The sequence below is a fragment of the Thermobifida alba genome, from assembly GCF_023208015.1.
Lineage (GTDB): Bacteria > Actinomycetota > Actinomycetes > Streptosporangiales > Streptosporangiaceae > Thermobifida > Thermobifida alba.
This window is the reverse complement of the sequence record NZ_CP051627.1, coordinates 4,683,305-4,699,585: the sequence shown is the minus strand read 5'-3', so window position 1 is coordinate 4,699,585 and position 16,281 is coordinate 4,683,305. Positions and strand designations below refer to the sequence as shown.

Annotated in this window: 13 protein-coding genes and 1 riboswitch; of the genes, 4 read left to right on the top strand and 9 right to left on the bottom strand. The window is 70.8% G+C overall.

Annotation, left to right across the window (positions count from 1 at the left end):
- The first annotated feature begins 65 nt into the window (after positions 1-65).
- The 4 genes from FOF52_RS21030 (at position 66) to FOF52_RS21015 (ending at position 4,329) form a co-directional block, all read left to right on the top strand.
- Positions 66-719 (top strand): Crp/Fnr family transcriptional regulator, encoded by a 654-nt coding sequence (locus tag FOF52_RS21030; RefSeq protein WP_248591615.1) that lies wholly within the window; start codon positions 66-68, stop codon positions 717-719.
- A gap of 106 nt (positions 720-825) precedes the next feature.
- Positions 826-1,599, top strand: coding sequence for a hypothetical protein (locus FOF52_RS21025; protein WP_248591614.1), 774 nt, complete (start codon positions 826-828; stop codon positions 1,597-1,599).
- Positions 1,599-3,527, top strand: coding sequence for a hypothetical protein (locus FOF52_RS21020; RefSeq protein ID WP_248591613.1), 1,929 nt, complete (start codon positions 1,599-1,601; stop codon positions 3,525-3,527). The genes FOF52_RS21025 and FOF52_RS21020 overlap by 1 nt, the downstream gene beginning before the upstream one ends.
- Positions 3,528-3,717: 190 nt before the next feature.
- Positions 3,718-4,329, top strand: a complete 612-nt coding sequence (locus FOF52_RS21015; protein ID WP_248591612.1) for a hypothetical protein — start codon at positions 3,718-3,720, stop codon at positions 4,327-4,329.
- A 59-nt stretch (positions 4,330-4,388) separates the two neighbouring features.
- On the opposite strand, the gene FOF52_RS21010 is transcribed toward FOF52_RS21015, so the two are convergent.
- The 9 genes from FOF52_RS21010 to glgP all read right to left on the bottom strand — a co-directional run bounded on the left by FOF52_RS21010 (position 4,389) and on the right by glgP (position 16,046).
- Positions 4,389-5,333: an electron transfer flavoprotein subunit alpha/FixB family protein gene (locus FOF52_RS21010; protein ID WP_248591611.1), complete on the bottom strand. Its 945-nt coding sequence runs from the start codon at positions 5,331-5,333 to the stop codon at positions 4,389-4,391.
- A gap of 27 nt (positions 5,334-5,360) precedes the next feature.
- Positions 5,361-6,140, bottom strand: coding sequence for an electron transfer flavoprotein subunit beta/FixA family protein (locus FOF52_RS21005; protein WP_248591610.1), 780 nt, complete (start codon positions 6,138-6,140; stop codon positions 5,361-5,363).
- A gap of 242 nt (positions 6,141-6,382) precedes the next feature.
- Entirely contained in the window at positions 6,383-8,197 is a 1,815-nt protein-coding gene (locus FOF52_RS21000) for a serine/threonine-protein kinase (RefSeq protein WP_248591609.1), read from the bottom strand.
- A 390-nt stretch (positions 8,198-8,587) separates the two neighbouring features.
- Complete coding sequence (locus FOF52_RS20995; protein WP_248591608.1) at positions 8,588-9,130, bottom strand: YbaK/EbsC family protein; 543 nt, start codon at positions 9,128-9,130, stop codon at positions 8,588-8,590.
- A 3-nt stretch (positions 9,131-9,133) separates the two neighbouring features.
- On the bottom strand, positions 9,134-9,922 hold the full coding sequence (locus FOF52_RS20990; RefSeq protein ID WP_248591607.1) for an enoyl-CoA hydratase/isomerase family protein: 789 nt from the start codon (positions 9,920-9,922) through the stop codon (positions 9,134-9,136).
- A 240-nt stretch (positions 9,923-10,162) separates the two neighbouring features.
- Positions 10,163-10,942 carry an energy-coupling factor transporter transmembrane component T family protein gene (locus FOF52_RS20985; protein ID WP_248591606.1) on the bottom strand — a complete coding sequence of 260 codons (780 nt, stop codon included), beginning with the start codon at positions 10,940-10,942 and terminating at the stop codon, positions 10,163-10,165.
- Positions 10,939-12,480: an ABC transporter ATP-binding protein gene (locus FOF52_RS20980; RefSeq protein WP_248591605.1), complete on the bottom strand. Its 1,542-nt coding sequence runs from the start codon at positions 12,478-12,480 to the stop codon at positions 10,939-10,941. The genes FOF52_RS20985 and FOF52_RS20980 overlap by 4 nt, the downstream gene beginning before the upstream one ends.
- A 4-nt stretch (positions 12,481-12,484) precedes the next feature.
- A complete protein-coding gene (locus FOF52_RS20975; RefSeq protein WP_248591604.1) occupies positions 12,485-13,090 on the bottom strand; it encodes an ECF transporter S component in 606 nt (201 codons plus the stop codon).
- Positions 13,091-13,192: 102 nt separating this feature from the next.
- Positions 13,193-13,298: riboswitch (TPP riboswitch) on the bottom strand.
- Positions 13,299-13,424: 126 nt separating this feature from the next.
- The gene (gene glgP / locus FOF52_RS20970) at positions 13,425-16,046 is read right to left on the bottom strand and encodes an alpha-glucan family phosphorylase (RefSeq protein ID WP_248591603.1); all 2,622 of its coding nucleotides are present in this window, start codon (positions 16,044-16,046) and stop codon (positions 13,425-13,427) included.
- Between the last annotated feature and the right edge of the window lie 235 nt (positions 16,047-16,281).

The following is a 16,281-nucleotide window of genomic DNA, read 5'->3' as shown; positions in this document are numbered from 1 at the left end:
TGTTTGTCGGCCCGCCCTGGCAGAATCTTCTGTAATTTCCTCGTCGTCCCGGAGATCCGGCATCCATGAAGCTGCGCCAATTGATCCCCCCTGAAACCTGGGATGAACTGCTCCGCATCGGCACACGTCGCGTGTTCAGGGCCGATTCCCCACTCATGCTCCAGGGAGAGCCGCCCACCTTCGTCCTGGCCCTGACCGAAGGAACCGTCAAGATCACTGAAGACACCGACGATGGCCGACAGGTTCCTCTGGCTCTACGCGGCCCCGGCGACCTCTTCGGTGAGACCGGAGTGCTCCTCGAACAACCTCGCAGCGCAACGGCGTGGACCACCACCAGGTGCGTCGGCCATGCCATTCCCGCACCAACGTTCCGCTCCTTCGCCGAGCGCTGCAAACTGCACACCGACATCTACCGCCTGTCCGTGGCCCGTTTCCTGCAGCGCGAAGAGCACCTGAGCAACCTGCTGTGTCACACACCCGACGTACGCATGGCCCGTCTGCTCGGCCACCTGGCTGACGAGGTGGGAGAACCGCAGGGTGCCAACGTGGTCATCCACATCGGCATGAGCCGCGAAGAACTCGGACTCATGGTGAGGATGAGCAGGGCCACGGCCATCGACACCCTCCACCGGCTCCAGTCCCTCGGGCTCATCAGGTGCGGCAGGAAACGGATAGAGGTACTGAACCGAAGCGCTCTCCAGCGTTATTCCTCCGACTGACCCCGTGGTGTGATCCGACCCACTCGACAGGGTCCAGAATTCGACGGTCCCGCCAACAGATCCGGGAGACCCTCTTTTCACCCAACAGAACGGTTTGGAGGAAGACGTGAGTATTCCCCACTGGGAGAAACTGCCGCCCTACCGCGCCGTGGTCGCGGTGGACGCCCGCGACTTCAGTTCCCTGGACAGTGCCGGCATGCAGCGGGTCAACGAGAGTATCCGGGGCCTGCTCGCCCAGGCCATGTCCGCCATCGGCCTCAGTTCCTCCTGGGAAAAGCACTACTTCGGCCAGCACACCGGTGACGGGTACGTGGCGGGGCTCGACCCCGAGTACCTGCCCGCACTGGTCGGTTGCTTCCCGGAGGCACTGTGCGCCCTGCTCCGCGAGCACCCGCGTCCCGACGGGAAATCCTTCCAGCTGAGAGTGAGCCTCCACATCGGCCCGCTGCCGGACGACGGCCTCGGCGTGCCGATGGTGGAGACCCACCGTCTCCTGGATGATGACGGCCTCCGCCGCCTCCTGGCCCGTGCCACCCCGCGGCGCACCCCTTTGGCCATGATCGTCTCCGACCGGGTGTACGAGGACGTGTTCTCCAGCGGCCGGGCCACGGGCGGTGTGAGCGCGGAGGAGTTCACCCGGCATCTGGTCCGGGTCAAGACCTTCGAGAAACCCGCCTGGGTCCACATTCCGGGCATCGACTGGAACCTGGTCGACCGCGGACTGCTGCTCTCCGGCTCTCCTTCCCAAGAAGACCGGGGGCAGAAAGTGTCTCCCCCGGAAGGACCACAGCAGGCGCCATCGGCGGGGGGCATCGTCGCGAGCCGCGGCGACCGCAACTTCGTGGGCTACAACCAGACCATCCACGGTGGAGGCCACTGATGAGCGACGACCTCACCCCGTCCCCCGCTAATCCCAGCGGCGTTCACGACCACCCAACGGTCTACGCCCGGGGAGACAACAACATCCTGGGTATCAATCAGGAGATCAGGCAGTACATCTTCGACCAGGGTTTTCTTCCTGTCACGGAGATCTCGGACACCGCGTTGGCCCCGATCCGCGAGGGCCTCTACGTGGCGCCCCGCTCCACCGAGAACTGGGACGACCTTCCCGAACTCCTGGCTGCTCACGGGGTCCTGGTGCTGGTCGCCCCTCCCGGAACTGGTCGGCGTACCACCGCGCTGCACCTGCTGTCCGAACTCCTCCCCGAGGATCCGACCGTGGAGTTCTGGGCTGACTGGGACAAGCCCGAGGTGAAACGCCTCCCCTCACTCGACGGACACGGATGTGTCCTCGACCTCTCCTCGATCAACGAAACCCCGGACGTCCGTTTCGGACAGGCCCTCGCCGAGTACGGCGGGGAGAAGCGCGAGAACCGGCTCCTCGTCGTCCTCACCACTCCCGAGACCTGGCGTGGCCAGTGGACCGAAGGAACTCATGCCTTCACGGTCGAGCTCGCCCCTCCCGACGCGCGTGAGCTGGTTCGCCGTCGACTCCTCTTCCACCGCCGGGACGACCTCCTGCCCTACCTCGACAGCGAGCAGCTCAAGCAGGTGTGGCAGGAGAGCCTGCGTGCGGGCGAAGCCACGGAGCTCAGCGATCACCTGCTCCGTCTGAAGCACCCGACCGAGCTTGACCACCTCAAGGAGCGGTTCACCGGCTGGCGCGCACGCGTCGAGAAACTACTGACTCCGCCAAACGACTTCGACAGGCTCCGACACGGTCATGTCGTCGCCCGTTCCGTCGTCTGGTCAGGTGCTCTCCACGAGGGCTGCCGAACCCGTTCGGTCATCCTCGGCTCAGAGGACTTCCTGGCCACGGCGGGGGTGGAGAGAGAGTCCGCGACAGTCTTCGCCGAACCCACGTCGAGGCGCAAGCTCGAACTGGCGGAGATGACCGAGGAGAACGGTCTCGCCTGCTTCAAGGACCGTCCGGCAGGACTCGACCAGGCAATCCTGAACCACCTGTGGAGGGGATACCCGAAGCAGCACCCCCTGCTCAACGAATGGATCAGGAGGGTGCTGGAATCCGGCGAGCTGAACAGCAAGGAGACCGCACTGGTCGCGCGGCGCGTGCTCAACCTCGCCGTCACGCACTCCGACACCAAACTCCTCGACTCCCTGCGCTCCTCCCTCGGCGAAAAGCACCGTCCGCTGGCGGTGGAACTCTTCACCGACGCGGCCCTGTCCCCCTCCGCTGGTGGGTCCTTCATGCGCCTCCGGCTCTACAACTGGGCCAAACACTCCGATCCCGAAACCCTCGCCCTCGTCTCCGAGATCTGCGGTGGCAAGCTCGGCGTCCAGATGCCGAAAATCGCGCTGACCAGGCTCACCCGGGTGGCAGAGAACGCTCCGTTCGGTTTTGCCCCCCTCCAGGACGCTCTCTCTACGTTGTTGGCGGAACAACCCCGCATCGCCGAACTGCTCGACCGGTGGCTGTGGAGGAGCGACACGGACACCGACCCTGTCCGGCTCCGTTTCCTGCTCGCTCTCGCCCACAGCGACGCGGGTCCCAGACTCCTCCTCGGGGACAACGCCGAACACGTGGCGGACCCTGCCAAGCGGAAGATCCTCGTCTCCTCCTTCCGGAGACTCATCAGCAGCCGGGACTCCGGTCCCAGCACACAGACGGCCGTGGACCGGTGGGGGGAACTGGAGAAAGCCGGACACCTCGGCCCCGAAATCACCGAACTGCTCGTCGACATCTACGACACTCCCCTGCCCCCCTCGGTCAGTGCGGCCTACCGGTACAACGACCCCTACTGGCGCCGCATCTGGGACCGGATCGTCGAGCGCAACCTGAGGGAATGACCCGGACACCGGAATGAGCATGTCCGTTACCAGGGCCTTGGGCGGGCGCGCACGGATCCGTACGCGCCTGCCCACCGCAATCCCCGGCGTCTCCGTGCGACTGCGCGGTGTTGCCCGCTACCGAGTGGAACCTGAGCGGCGGCTGACCCGCTCTGCCCGCTCAGAGCTGCGTCTGGTCGCGGTCCAGTCGGTGTACCTGATCGCCCGCGGCCTCACCCGGACCGCTGTCCCCGGAGAGGACCACGACATCGGCAACCGGGTCTCCCTGGCTCTGGCTCTCTGGCGGCAGCCGCCCTTCGGGGAACACCCCGATCTTCGGGAGCACCCCGCGTTTCAGAAGTATCCCGGCCTCCAGGTCTGTGCCCGGGTACGGCTGGGTCTGTCGCGCGCGGACCGAAAGCGGGTGTCCAGCTACCATGCGGAGCGCCGCCTCAAGCACAGTGAGGTGGCTTTCCACCGCGACCGACTCGACTACCTCCTGCGCGACACCGCCACCGCCCGGGCGTGGTGGACCGACCGTCACGGGATCTCCGAGGAGTCCCAGGAAGTGTTCGACCGGTTCTTCCTCCCCCTGCTCCGCGACGGGAGCGAACCCCGGGACAAGGCCATCAGGATCTCCGCCATCCTTGCCTCAGCCATCCGTCGCCTGGAGAACTCGTCGGCTGACTATCCGGGGTTCCTTCGAACCGCAGACGCGCTTCTCCGGCGTTACGGCCAGACGGACCTGGCCGACCAGCTCCCCGGCCTCTCCCAAGAGGCGGAAGGACTCGCCACACCCCGTTTCCCCGAAGAGCTCGACTGACAGGCGGCGGCCCCGGACGGAGGATCCGTCCGGGGCCGCCGCCGTGGAACGTGGCGCGCCTACTTGCGCTTGTTGATCTCCTCGGTCAGCTGCGGGGCGACCTTGTGCAGGTCGCCGACGACCGCGAAGTCGGAGATCTCCAGGATCGGAGCCTCGGGGTCCTTGTTGACCGCGACGATCGTCTTGGAGGTCTGCATGCCCGCCCGGTGCTGGATCGCGCCGGAGATGCCCAGGGCGATGTAGAGGTTAGGCGAGACGGTCTTACCGGTCTGGCCGACCTGGAAGGCGTGCGGGTACCAGCCGGCGTCGACGGCGGCCCGGGAGGCGCCCACGGCGCCGCCGAGCGCGTCGGCGAGGTTCTCCACGACGGAGAAGTCCTCACTGCCCACACCGCGGCCACCGGAGACCACGACAGCGGCCTCGGTGAGCTCCGGACGGGCGCCCTTCTCCTGCTTGACGCGGTCGGTGATCCGCGCGGCCTTGGCGGCGTCGGAGATCTCGATCTCGACGGCCTCCACCGCGGCGGCCCCGGAGGAGGGCTCGGCCGGAATGGCGTTGGGGCGTACGGCCACCACGGGGACGCCGCTGGTGACCTTGGCGTGGGTGATGACGGCGCCACCGAAGATGGAGTGCTCCGCGACCACCTCGGGGGTGACGTCCACCACGTCGGTGAGGACACCGGAACCCAGTTTGACGGCGGTGCGTCCGGCGACCTCCTTGTTCTCGGCGGTGGCCGAGACGAGGACGGCGGCGGCGGACTTGTCGGCGGCGAGCTTGGCCAGCAGTTCGGCCTTGGGCGCCACGACGTAGTCGTCGATCTCGGCGGGGGCGGTGTAGATCTTCTCCGCGCCGTACTCGCCGAGCTTGGCCTTCAGCTCGTCGGTGGCCTCTCCCACGACCACCGCGGAGGGCTCTCCGATGCGGCGGGCCGCGGTCAGCAGCTCCAGCGTGACCTTCTTGACCTGTCCGTCGACGTGGTCGACGAGGACGAGGACCTCAGCCATGTTCTCTATCCCTCTCTCGTCTCGCCGTTACACGAACTTCTTGCTGGCCAAGAAGTCGGCGATCTGCACGCCGCCGCTGCCCTCGTCCTTGACGACGGTGCCCGCGGCACGCGGCGGAGCCGGCGCGAAGTCGACGACCTGGGTGGTGGCGTTGGCCAGGCCGACCTTGGCCGCGTCGATGCCCGCGTCGGCGATGCCGAGCTTGGCGACCGGCTTCTTCTTCGCGGCCATGATCAGCTTGAACGACGGGTAGCGCGGCTCGTTGATCTTCTCGACCACCGAGATGACGGCCGGCAGGGTGGCCTCGACCACCTGGTAGCCGTCGTCGGTCTGGCGCTGGATCTTCACCGAGGAACCGTCGATGTCGACCTTGTTGGCCAGGGTGAGCTGCGGCAGCCCCAGGTACTCGGCCAGGGCCGCACCCACCACGCCGGTGCGCGCGTCGGTGGACTCCGACCCCAGGATGACCAGGTCGTACTCAAGGGTGCCCAGCGTCTGCGCGATCGCGTAGGCGGTCTGCAGCGCGTCGGAGCCGGCCAGCGCGTCGTCGCTGACGTGCACCGCCTTGTCCGCGCCCATGGAGAGGGCCTTGCGGATGGAGTCCGTGGCCTGCTCGGGGCCGACGGTGAGGATGGTCACCTCGCCGCCGTGCTTCTCCTTGAGGAGCAGCGCCTCCTCGATGGCGTACTCGTCGAGTTCGTTGATCACGCCGTCGGACGCGGCACGGTCGACCGTGCTGTCCGCCGGGTTGAGTTTGCGTTCGGTCTCGGTGTCCGGGACCTGCTTGACCAAGACGACAATATTCATGTCGGTGGTCGACCTCCCTGCCCTTGTCTGCGCCGCCCTCGTGGACGGTCGGGGACGCGGGCGCGTCCGTGGTTTCTCCCCAAGAGTGCCAAACACCCGAACGGAATTCGGAGGCGGGTGGGCATTAACGCCCTCCCCTACCGCGGTGTCCTGTGCTCTTGCTCTCCACACCAAATGTTACTGGCTAGTAGCATTTGGCGCGACCGCACTCCGCACACCCTTATGGGAAGGATATGACCAGGTCAGGAGCCGAACCACTCCGACGGTCCGGAGATCGGGTCCCAGGCCGGAACCAACTGCACCCCGAACACCACCAGGAACAGCGCGACCAGGCTGACCGCGACGATGGTGCCCCAGTAGACGTAGGGATTGCGGATGGTGATCTTGCTGACAAGCCACCGCGACTGGCGCTGCGCTCCCCGGGCGTGCGGACCGAACAGGAAGTTCATCAGCACCACGACGCCCAGCGCCCAGGCCCCCACCGCGTTCGCCGAACTGTTCCCGCTGACCATCCCGATCGCGATGCCCACCACGATCCCGGCGAGCAGGTAGCCCAGGCCGTAGAGTGCCGCGTGCCCCAGGGTGCGCAGCAGCGCCCACGGCATGCTCAACGCCACGACCACGTTGTCGGAACTGCGCGGACCGCGCTCGTGCAGCCGGCGGGCGTGCTCCCGCCTGGCGAGGTCCAGACCCCCCAGGACGGTGACCGCGAGGGTGCCCAGGAACAGGCCGATGGTCGGCAGCATGAGGGTCAGGCCGACGATGCCCAGCGCCACCGGGATCACCATCACCCACGGCAGCCGCCTGGCCTCCTGCTCGTCGTAGTACCCGTCGTCCTCGTCGTCCCCGAAGTAGTCGGAGATCCGGTCCTCGCCCCTGCGCCGGGCGCGGAACCGCTCCAGCAGGCTCGGCGGCTCGTCGTCGTAGTCGCCGCCCCGGTTCCGCCCGTCGTAGTCGACGGGGGTCAGGATGTCGCGGAACTCCTCGGGATGCAGCGTGGCGTCGTAGTAGTGGGCGTCGGAGCGGCGGCCTCTCCCGCCGTCGTCCTCGTCCTCCTCGGCGAAGCCCTCCGGGGCGACCATGGTGCTGTCCGGGGCCGCCACCTCCGCCACCGCGGTCCGGGGGCCCGGGTTCTCCTCGGGGTCCGCTTCCGGCGCGCGCTCCGGCAGGTCGGCGGCGACCGTGTGCGTGCCGGTGGCCCCGGACGGCCGGTACTCCTCCTCCATCCAGGGCAGGTCGAGGTTGAGCTGCTCGGTCTGGGCCACCAGCTCGGCCGCGGTGGGACGGGACCGGGGGTCGCGCCGCACCGCGGCCTGGACGATCGGGCGCAGCGCGTCCGGCACCCCGTCGAGGGTGATCTCGCCGTTGAGGATGCGGAAGAAGATCACCTCGAAGGCGCCCGCGCCGTACGGCGGGTTGCCGGTGGCGGCGAACGCGACGGTGGCGCCCCAGGCGTGGATGTCGGTGGCCGGGCTCAGGTCCGAGCCCTCGATGACCTCGGGCGACAGGTAGCTGGGAGTGCCGACGAAGGTGCCGGTCTGGGTGAGCTTGGAGCCGTCCACCGCGTACGCGATGCCGAAGTCGATGATGATCGGCTCGCCGTTGGAGATGATCACGTTGCCGGGCTTGAGGTCGCGGTGGATGACCTCGGCCTCGTGGATGTCGCGCAGCGCCCGGGCCAGGCCGGTGACCAGGCGGGTCAGCGCGCGGCCGCGCAGCGGACCGTGGTTGGTCACGGTGGAGTCCAGGGTGGGGCCGGGGATGTACTCGGTGACCACCCAGGGCAGGGGCGCGGTGGTGTCGGCGTCGATGACCTCGGCGACGTTGCGGCTGCGCACCCGCTGCATGGTCATGACCTCGCGGGCCAGCCGCGCGCGGGCGATGTCGTCCCCCGCCACCTCCGCACGCAGCACCTTGACCGCGACCAGCCGGTCCTGGGGGTCTACGGCTTGATACACGACACCCATGCCGCCGTGGCCGATGCGCCGACGGATCTTGTACGGGCCGATGTACTCCGGCAGCTCCTCACCGTCGGGGAAACCTGCCGCCATTGCCATAGTGATCTCATCCCCTCGAACACCGCTTGGTGCAGCCTATCGGCCGGGATCCCCCGGACTCGTGCGGTAATGCCCGACTGCTCGGGAGCCGTGACCGCACAGGCCCGACGACACATCTTCTCGGTGACACCGGACTGACGGCGCGGTACCACCGCGGTCTCTCACGCTAGCCGGATCGCGTACAGCCGCAAAGGGTGCGTTCGTGCGGCCTCACCCGTCCGGTGGAGTTGACTCCATGAGTATGACGGAAAAACCCGGGACGGGGTTCCGCCCGATCCCGCCGTCCGACCGTCCCGTTCCGGCCTCCCCGCCCCTGGCCTGCGGCCGGTACGTGCGGTAGGGGGATTCTCATCCTGGGTGAGGGGAGGGGCGGGGCGTCCGCCCCTCCCGTCAGGCCGGTCGGGCCAGGCCGTCGACGACCTCCGCGCCCGGCAGTTCGGCCAGGGCCGTGCCCGGCAGGACGAGCTTGGAGCGGCGCAGCCCGCTGCCGACCACCACGAAGGGCTGGGCGACCACGGCGGCGTCGACCAGGATCGGCCACTCCTCCGGCAGGCCCACCGGGGTGATGCCGCCGTACTCCATGCCGGTCTGGCGCACCGCCTCCTCCCGGGGGGCGAAGCTGGCCTTGCGCGCCTCCAGCCTGCGGCGGACCACCCCGTTGACGTCGGCGCGGGTGGTGGCGAGCACCACGCAGGCGGCCAGCCGGGCCTCCCCGCCGCGCCGGGCGGCGATGACGACGCAGTTGGCCGACGCCTCCAGGGGCACCCCGTAGGCTTCGCAGAAGTTCGCGGTGTCGGCCAGTTCCGGGTCGATGGCGGCGACCCGGAGCCGCTCCACCGGGGTGGTGTGCTTCCACGCGGCGATCGCGGCGGCGACCGGATCGGCCAGCAGGTCGGGCCGGTCAGCGGCGGCGTGGTCGGTCAGCTGCCACATGGCTCACCTCCCGGAGAACTCGGCCTTGCCGGGGCCCTGCTCCATGAAGCTGCGCATGCCGGTCTTCTGGTCCTCGGTGGCGAACAGCGCGGAGAACTGCAGCCGCTCGATCTCCAGGCCGGTGTCCAGGTCCACCTCCAGTCCGGCGTCGATGGCCTGCTTGGCGGCGCGCAGCGCGACCGCCGGACCGCCCGCGTAGCGGGCCGCCCGGGCCACCGCCGTGCGGTACACCTCCTCGGCGGGCACCACCTCGTCCACCAGGCCGATCCGCAGCGCCTCCGCGGCGTCGACGTGCCGCCCCGTGTAGATCAGGTCCTTGGCCTTCGCCGGGCCGATGAGCCGGGGCAGCCGCTGGGTGCCGCCGGCGCCGGGGATGATGCCGAGCTGGATCTCGGGCTGGCCGAGCTTGGCGTTGTCCGCGGCGATTCGGAAGTCGGCGCACAGCGCCAGTTCGCAGCCGCCGCCGAGGGCGTACCCGGTGATCGCGGCGATGACGGGCTTGGGGATGCGGGCCACGGCGGTGAAGCAGTCCTGCAGCGTGCGGGAGTGCGCGGACATGGCGGCGTAGTCCATGTCCGCCATCTCCTTGATGTCGGCTCCGGCGGCGAACACCCGCTCACCCCCGTAGATGACCGCTGCGGCCACCTTCGGGTCCGCGCCGACCTGGGCGGCGGCCTCGGCGATCTCCCGCTGGACCTGGCTGTTGAGCGCGTTCATCTTGGGCCGGTCGAGTCTGATGACGGCGACCGCCGGGTGCTCGGTGTCGGTCTCCACCCGTACGAACTCCCCCATGTGTCGCTCCTCTCTCTCGGTTCTTCGGTCCCTGCCGTTTCTGCCCTTCTCCCTATCACCTGCGGTTCCGCGGTCAGGGCAGCGCCCCACCCCGACGGGGGAACGCCAACGGTTGGCCCGGTCTGTCCCCCGAAACGGTCACCGGCGGGTGCGGCCGCTTCGCGGGGTCCGGCCCCGTGGACAGAATCGCGGGGAGGGGACGCCCCCGGTCCGGTGACCCCGGGGGCGTCCCCTCCCTGCTCAGCCGAACAGCAGACGCAGCGTGCCCAGGTGGGCCGAGACCGCGTAGGCGGCTCCGAGCAGCAGCGGGCCGGCGACGACGAGCAGGGTGTCGGCGGTCCGCCAGCGGCTGACCCGGGCGTGCGACCGCGGACCGGTGCCGAACGCGCGGGCGTCCATCGCCGTCGCCAGCAGTGTGCCGGTGCGAATGGCGCGGACCAGCAGCGCGAACAGCTTGCCCAGGAAGATCGAGAGCGCGGCCAGCGGGTTGCGTCCGGCTTCCAGGCCGCGGGCCCGGCGGGCCAGGGTGACGGTGCGCCACTGGTCGGCCAGCAGCGGCGCCAGACGCAGCGCGGCGAGCACGCCCATCGCGGGCCGCTCCGGCACCCTGAGCCGCTGCACCAGGGCGTCGGCCAGGTCGGTGGGGTCGCTGCTGGCCGCGGCCAGCAGCCCGGGCAGCGCGATGGCCAGCAGGCGGACCGCCGCGCCGAACGCGCCCCAGGCGCCCTCCTGGCCGTAGAGCAGGTTGACCACTCCGGTGGAGACGCCCATGAGCAGGAACGGAACGCTCAGGACCAGCAGGGTGGACCGGCCGATGCCGCTGAACGGCACCACCGCGGCCGTGACGGCCAGCACCACTCCGCCGGTCACCGGGTCCACCGCGGGGATCAGGCCGAGTGAGAGGACGACCGCCGTGATCAGCTTGGCCGCCGGGTTGACGCCGAGCAGCCAGGACCGGACGCCGCCCGGCCGGCTCCGCCCGGAGGGCGGACCGGTCTCGGTCAGGGGTGCGGAGTTCACCGTGTGTTCTCCGTTCCGGTGCGCAGGACCTCGGTGACCGCGCCGTCGGCGACCCGCAGTTCGACGTCGGCGAGGTGGCGCAGCAGCAGCGGGTCGTGGGTGGCCAGCACGATCGCCCGGCCCTGGGCGCGCAGTCCGTCCAGCAGTTCCACGAGTTCCACCCAGGTGCGGGTGTCCTGCCCGAACGTGGGTTCGTCGAGCACCAGCACGTCGGGGGCGTGCCGGGGGCCGGAGCTGAGCGCGGTGGCCACCGACAGCCGCCGCTTCTCCCCGCCGGACAGGGTGTAGGGGTGCTTGTCGGCGAGGTGGGCCAGCCGCATCCGGTCCAGCAGCTCGTCCGCCCGCGCGGCGGCCTCGGCCTCGTCCGCTCCCGCGCGCAGCGGCGCGAACCGCAGTTCGTCGCGCACGGTGGCGGTGACGAACTGGTCCTCGGCGTGCTGGAACACCGTGCCGACGTGCCGGGCGAGGCGCCGCGCCGGCCACCTGACCAGCGGGCGCGGGTCGGCGTCGGCGAGCGGGCCGCGCGGCAGCACCTGCCCCGCGGCCGGTTTCGCCAGCCCGGCCAGCGCCGTCAGCAGGGTGGACTTGCCCGCGCCGTTGGCCCCGGTGAGCGCGGTGGCGCTGCCCGCCGCGACCGTGACGTCCACGTCGCGCAGCACGGTCGCGGCCCGCCTCCGCCGTCCCAGGGGGGCCGGGGTGCGCAGGGCGCAGCCCACGGCCTCGACGAGGGCGGGACCGCCGGGGGCGCGCCCCGTCCGGGGGGCGGGGTCGACGCCGGGCACCCACACGCCCCGCTCGGCCAGGGCGCGGCCGTGGTCGGCGAACACGGTGCGGGGCGCCCCGTCGGCGACCACCCCGCCTCTCGGTTCCACCACCACGACCCGGTCCACCAGGTCCACCACGTCGGCGACGCGGTGTTCGACGAGCACCAGGGTGGCCCCGGTGTCGGCGAGCAGGCGGGCGAGGACGCCGCGGACCAGCCGCGCGCCCGCCGGGTCGAGGTTGGCGGTGGGTTCGTCCAGCAGCAGCAGGCGGGGGCGCATGGCGAGCACCCCGGCGATGACCAGGCGCTGCTTCTCCCCTCCGGACAGCGCCGCCGTGGGGTGGTTCCGCCCGTGGGGGAAGCCGACGCGGGCGAGCGCCTCGTCCACCCGGGCCCAGATCCGCTCGCGGGGCACGCCGAGGTTCTCCAGCCCGAAGGCGACGTCGTCCCCGGCGCGGGCCATCACCAGTTGGCTCTCCGGGTCCTGCGCGACCAGGCCGACCGCGCCGCGCCGCCGGTTCGCCGGTTGCCCGTCGACCAGCAGCCGCCCCTCCTCCTCCCCGGTGAGGGCGCCGTCGGGTCCGGTGAGTCCGGCGAGCGCGTGCAGCAGGGTGCTCTTGCCCGCTCCGGAGGAGCCCAGCAGCAGCACGCGTTCGCCCGGCTCGATCACCAGGTCGACGCCGCGCAGCGCGTACTCGGCGCGTCCGGCGTGCCGCCATCCCCAGCCGGACAGTTCGACGCGCGCGCCGGCGCCGTCGTGGTTCGCGGTGCGCATCGGACTACCCCCGCGCCGAGGGGAAGGGGGCCAGCGCCCCGGCCGCGGCCAGGCGCGTGGTGAGCAGCCGCGACCCCGCCCCCGCGATGACTCCCGCGCTGATCAGCACGATCACCCCGTAGGTGACCTGGTGGGACAGCGGCCAGGTGATGTGGGAGGTGAGGTTGTCCCGGATGGCGGGGGAGATGCCCCCGGCGACTCCCGCCAGCACGGCCACGCCCATGCCCCAGTGGCGGTAGCGGAAGGCGAGGAAGGTCAGCTCGCTCAGCAGTCCCTGCAGGGCTCCGGAGACGAGGACGGACACTCCCCAGCCGGTGCCCAGCAGCATCTCCAGGGAGGCGGCCGCGAGCGAGGTCAGCAGGGCGGCGCCGGGTTTGCGGATGACGAGTCCGCCGAGGACTCCGGGGACCAGCCACATGCCGTAGAGGACGGCCTGGGCCGGAGGGAAGAAGGCGAACAGTCCGGTGGTGGCGCTCCACAGGGCGCTCCACAGCCAGAAGACGAGGCCGACGGCGACACCGATGACGGCGGACACCACGATGTCCACGGTGCGCCAGTGCAGCGGGGTGGTGCGGTCGTGCCCGGGCCGGGGGGCGGCGGGGCTGGTCATGGTCGTGATCCCTTCGCGTATCACGGAGGGCTCTGCGGCCAAGAGCGCACACCGGTGAGCCGGCGCCCGCCGGAGGAACCGGCGCGCGGGCGCACGCCACCGGCGGCGGTTCCCACGACTTCCTTCGCTGGCATTACCCAGATCAGGTGTGTAAGGGTCTGCGGCTGTGCCGCACTCTCAGCGCTGAGGCGCTCCCCTGTCGTTCGTTGTGCTCCCCCATTATGGCCACGGGGGAGCAACCGGGACCAGTGGCCTCCGCCGTACCGGGGCCGGCCACGTGCCCGGGCGGGCCGCGTCCCGGCTGCCGCCCCGGACACGGCCGCGGTCCTCCCCGTCAGCGCAGCACCAGTCCGCCGATTCCCGTGGCGGGCTCGGGCACCACGGCCAGCCCCGTCTCGGCCGGGTGGGTCAGCAGCGGGTGCCGGGGGCGCACCCGGACCGTGTAGCCGCAGGCGCCCGCACGGTCCAGCGGGACCGTCCCGGTGAAGCGGACCAGCGGCCGCGCGACGTCCTGGGTCTCCAGCGGCGCCAGTTCGGTGTAGGAGGGGTCCACCAGTTCGTCGGACTCGTCGACGCGGCCCAACGCCACCTCCACGCACAGGTCGTCGGGGTCGACGTCCCCCAGCACCAGGGTGGCGCGCACCACCAGTTCCCCGCCCAGCTGCGGCGGCTCCCCCTTGCCGGACACCTCGACGTGCTCGATGCGCACCCCCGGCCAGGCCCGGCGCACCTTCCGCTTCCAGGCGGCCAGTTCCCGGGCGCCGCGCTGCCCGTCGGCGGCGAGCCGCCGCGCGGAGAGCGCCGCGGGCTGGTAGAGCCGTTCCACGTACTCGCGGACCATGCGGGTGGCCAGCACCTTGGGTCCCAGCGAGACCAGGGTGTGCTTGACCATCTCCAGCCACCGCCTGGGCAGCCCCGCCTCGTCGCGGTCGTAGAACAGCGGCGCGACCTGCTCCTCGAACAGGTCGTACAGCGCCGCGGCCTCGATGTCGTCGCGCCGTTCGGGGTCGCCCACCCCGTCGGCGGTGGGGATCGCCCAGCCGTTGGAGCCGTCGAACCACTCGTCCCACCAGCCGTCGCGGACCGACAGGTTGAGGCCGCCGTTGAGCGCGGACTTCATCCCGGAGGTGCCGCACGCCTCCAGCGGACGCAGCGGGTTGTTCAGCCACACGTCGCAGCCGCGCACCAGCGCCCCGGCCAGCGCCATGTCGTAGTCGGGCAGGAAGACGATCCGGTCCCGCACCCGGGGGTCGTCGCTGAAGCGCACGATCTCCTGGATGAGCCGCTTGCCGCCCTCGTCGGCGGGGTGCGCCTTGCCGGCGATGACGATCTGGACGGGGCGTTCCGGGTGGCGCAGCAGCGCGGTGAGCCGCTCGGGGTCGCGCAGCATCAGGGTGAGCCGCTTGTAGGAGGGCACCCGCCGGGCGAAGCCGACGGTGAGCACCTCCGGGTCGAGCGCCTCGTCGATCCAGGTGAGTTCCGCCTCGGTGGCCCCGCGCTGCCGCCAGGAGGCGCGCAGCCGCCGCCGGGCCTCGACGACCAGCCGCTCCCGCAGGGTGCGGCGCATCCGCCAGAGCTCCTCCCCGTCCTTCTCGACGATCCGCTCCCAGCCCTGCGGCGTCTCGAACTCCTCCGGGTCGGTGACCAGGGACCGGGCCGTCTCCAGGGCCTCCTCCGCCACCCAGGTGGCGGCGTGCACCCCGTTGGTGACCGAGGTGATGGGGACCTCGTCGACGTCGAACCCCGGCCACAGCCCGCCGAACATCTCCCGGCTGACCGCCCCGTGCAGCCTGCTGACCCCGTTGACCCGCTGGGCGAGCCGCATCCCCATCACGGCCATGTTGAACACGTCGGGGTCCCCGCCCGGGTAGGTCTCGGCGCCCAGTGCCATGACCCGTTCCACCGGCAGGCCGGGGAGTGCGACGGGGCCGCTGAAGTGGCGTTCCACCAGTTCCCGGGGGAAGCGGTCGATGCCGGCGGGCACGGGGGTGTGGGTGGTGAACACGGTGCCCGCCCGGGTGGCTTCCAGCGCCTCGTCGAAGTCCAGGCCGGCGGTCTCGATGTACTCGCGCAGCCGCTCCAGGCCCAGGAACCCGGCGTGCCCCTCGTTCATGTGGAAGACCTCGGGTTCGGGGTGCCCGGTGCGGGCGCAGTAGGTGCGGACCGCGCGCAGCCCGCCGATGCCCAGCAGCAGTTCCTGGCGCAGCCGCTGCTCGTTTCCGCCGCCGTAGAGGCGGTCGGTGACGCCGCGCAGCTCCGGTTCGTTGTCCTCCTGGTAGGTGTCCAGCAGCAGCAGCGGCACCCGGCCCACGCGCACCACCCACACGTGCGCGGTCAGCAGGTGGTCGTCGGGCAGGGCGACGGTGACCCCGACCGGGTTGCCGTCGTCCTCCAGGCGGGTCATGGGCAGGCCGCGCGGGTCGATCTCGGGGTAGCGCTCCAGCTGCCACCCCTCGGGCGACAGCGACTGGGAGAAGTAGCCGTGCCGGTACAGCAGTCCCACGCCGATCACCGGGACGCCCAGGTCGCTGGCGCTCTTGAGGTGGTCCCCGGCGAGGATGCCCAGTCCCCCGGAGTACTGCGGCAGCGCGGCGTCGAGTCCGTACTCGGCGGAGAAGTAGGCGACCGCCGCCGGCGGCGTGGCCTGGGCGCCGTCGGCGAACCGCTGGTACCACAGCGGGGCGTCGAGGTAGCGGTCCAGGTCGGCGGCGGCCTCGTCGAGACGGGTTCGGAACTCCGCGTCGCCGGAGAGCTCCCGGAGGCGTTCCGGGGGGACCTCGCCGAGCAGCCGGACCGGGTCGTGGCCCACGGACTCCCAGAGTCCGGGGTCGACCGCGGCGAACACGGCACGCGTGGGGGCGTGCCACGCCCAGCGCAGGTTGGCGGCGAGCCTGCCCAGGGCAGCCAGCTCGTCGGGCAGAACGGTGCGGACGGTGAACCTACGAATGGCCTTCACGAAACGGGAGGCTAACCAACAGACCGACCGCATGCGAGCCTTCCACGCCGCCGCACCGCAGATGTCGGCAAATCACGCCTCCCGCCTGGAAATCGCCACACCGGAGATCCTTCGGGAAAAAGATTTACCGCCGCTTTGAATGATCGTGGCAGAAGCGTGAAGAACAGCCGGAGGCAGCGTCGGAACACCTCTTATGTGACATGAAGAATTCCTCTGTGTTTCGAGCTGTTTACCC

What these genes read in the sequence shown, in the direction of transcription:
- FOF52_RS21005 (WP_248591610.1), bottom strand. Translation starts at nt 6,140, where the DNA reads ATGAATATTGTCGTCTTGGTCAAGCAGGTCCCGGACACCGAGACCGAA.
- FOF52_RS21030 (WP_248591615.1), top strand. Translation starts at nt 66, where the DNA reads ATGAAGCTGCGCCAATTGATCCCCCCTGAAACCTGGGATGAACTGCTC.
- FOF52_RS20995 (WP_248591608.1), bottom strand. Translation starts at nt 9,130, where the DNA reads ATGTGGCAGCTGACCGACCACGCCGCCGCTGACCGGCCCGACCTGCTG.
- FOF52_RS20980 (WP_248591605.1), bottom strand. Translation starts at nt 12,480, where the DNA reads ATGCGCACCGCGAACCACGACGGCGCCGGCGCGCGCGTCGAACTGTCC.
- FOF52_RS21020 (WP_248591613.1), top strand. Translation starts at nt 1,599, where the DNA reads ATGAGCGACGACCTCACCCCGTCCCCCGCTAATCCCAGCGGCGTTCAC.
- FOF52_RS20975 (WP_248591604.1), bottom strand. Translation starts at nt 13,090, where the DNA reads ATGACCAGCCCCGCCGCCCCCCGGCCCGGGCACGACCGCACCACCCCG.
- FOF52_RS21010 (WP_248591611.1), bottom strand. Translation starts at nt 5,333, where the DNA reads ATGGCTGAGGTCCTCGTCCTCGTCGACCACGTCGACGGACAGGTCAAG.
- FOF52_RS21000 (WP_248591609.1), bottom strand. Translation starts at nt 8,197, where the DNA reads ATGGCAATGGCGGCAGGTTTCCCCGACGGTGAGGAGCTGCCGGAGTAC.
- FOF52_RS20990 (WP_248591607.1), bottom strand. Translation starts at nt 9,922, where the DNA reads ATGGGGGAGTTCGTACGGGTGGAGACCGACACCGAGCACCCGGCGGTC.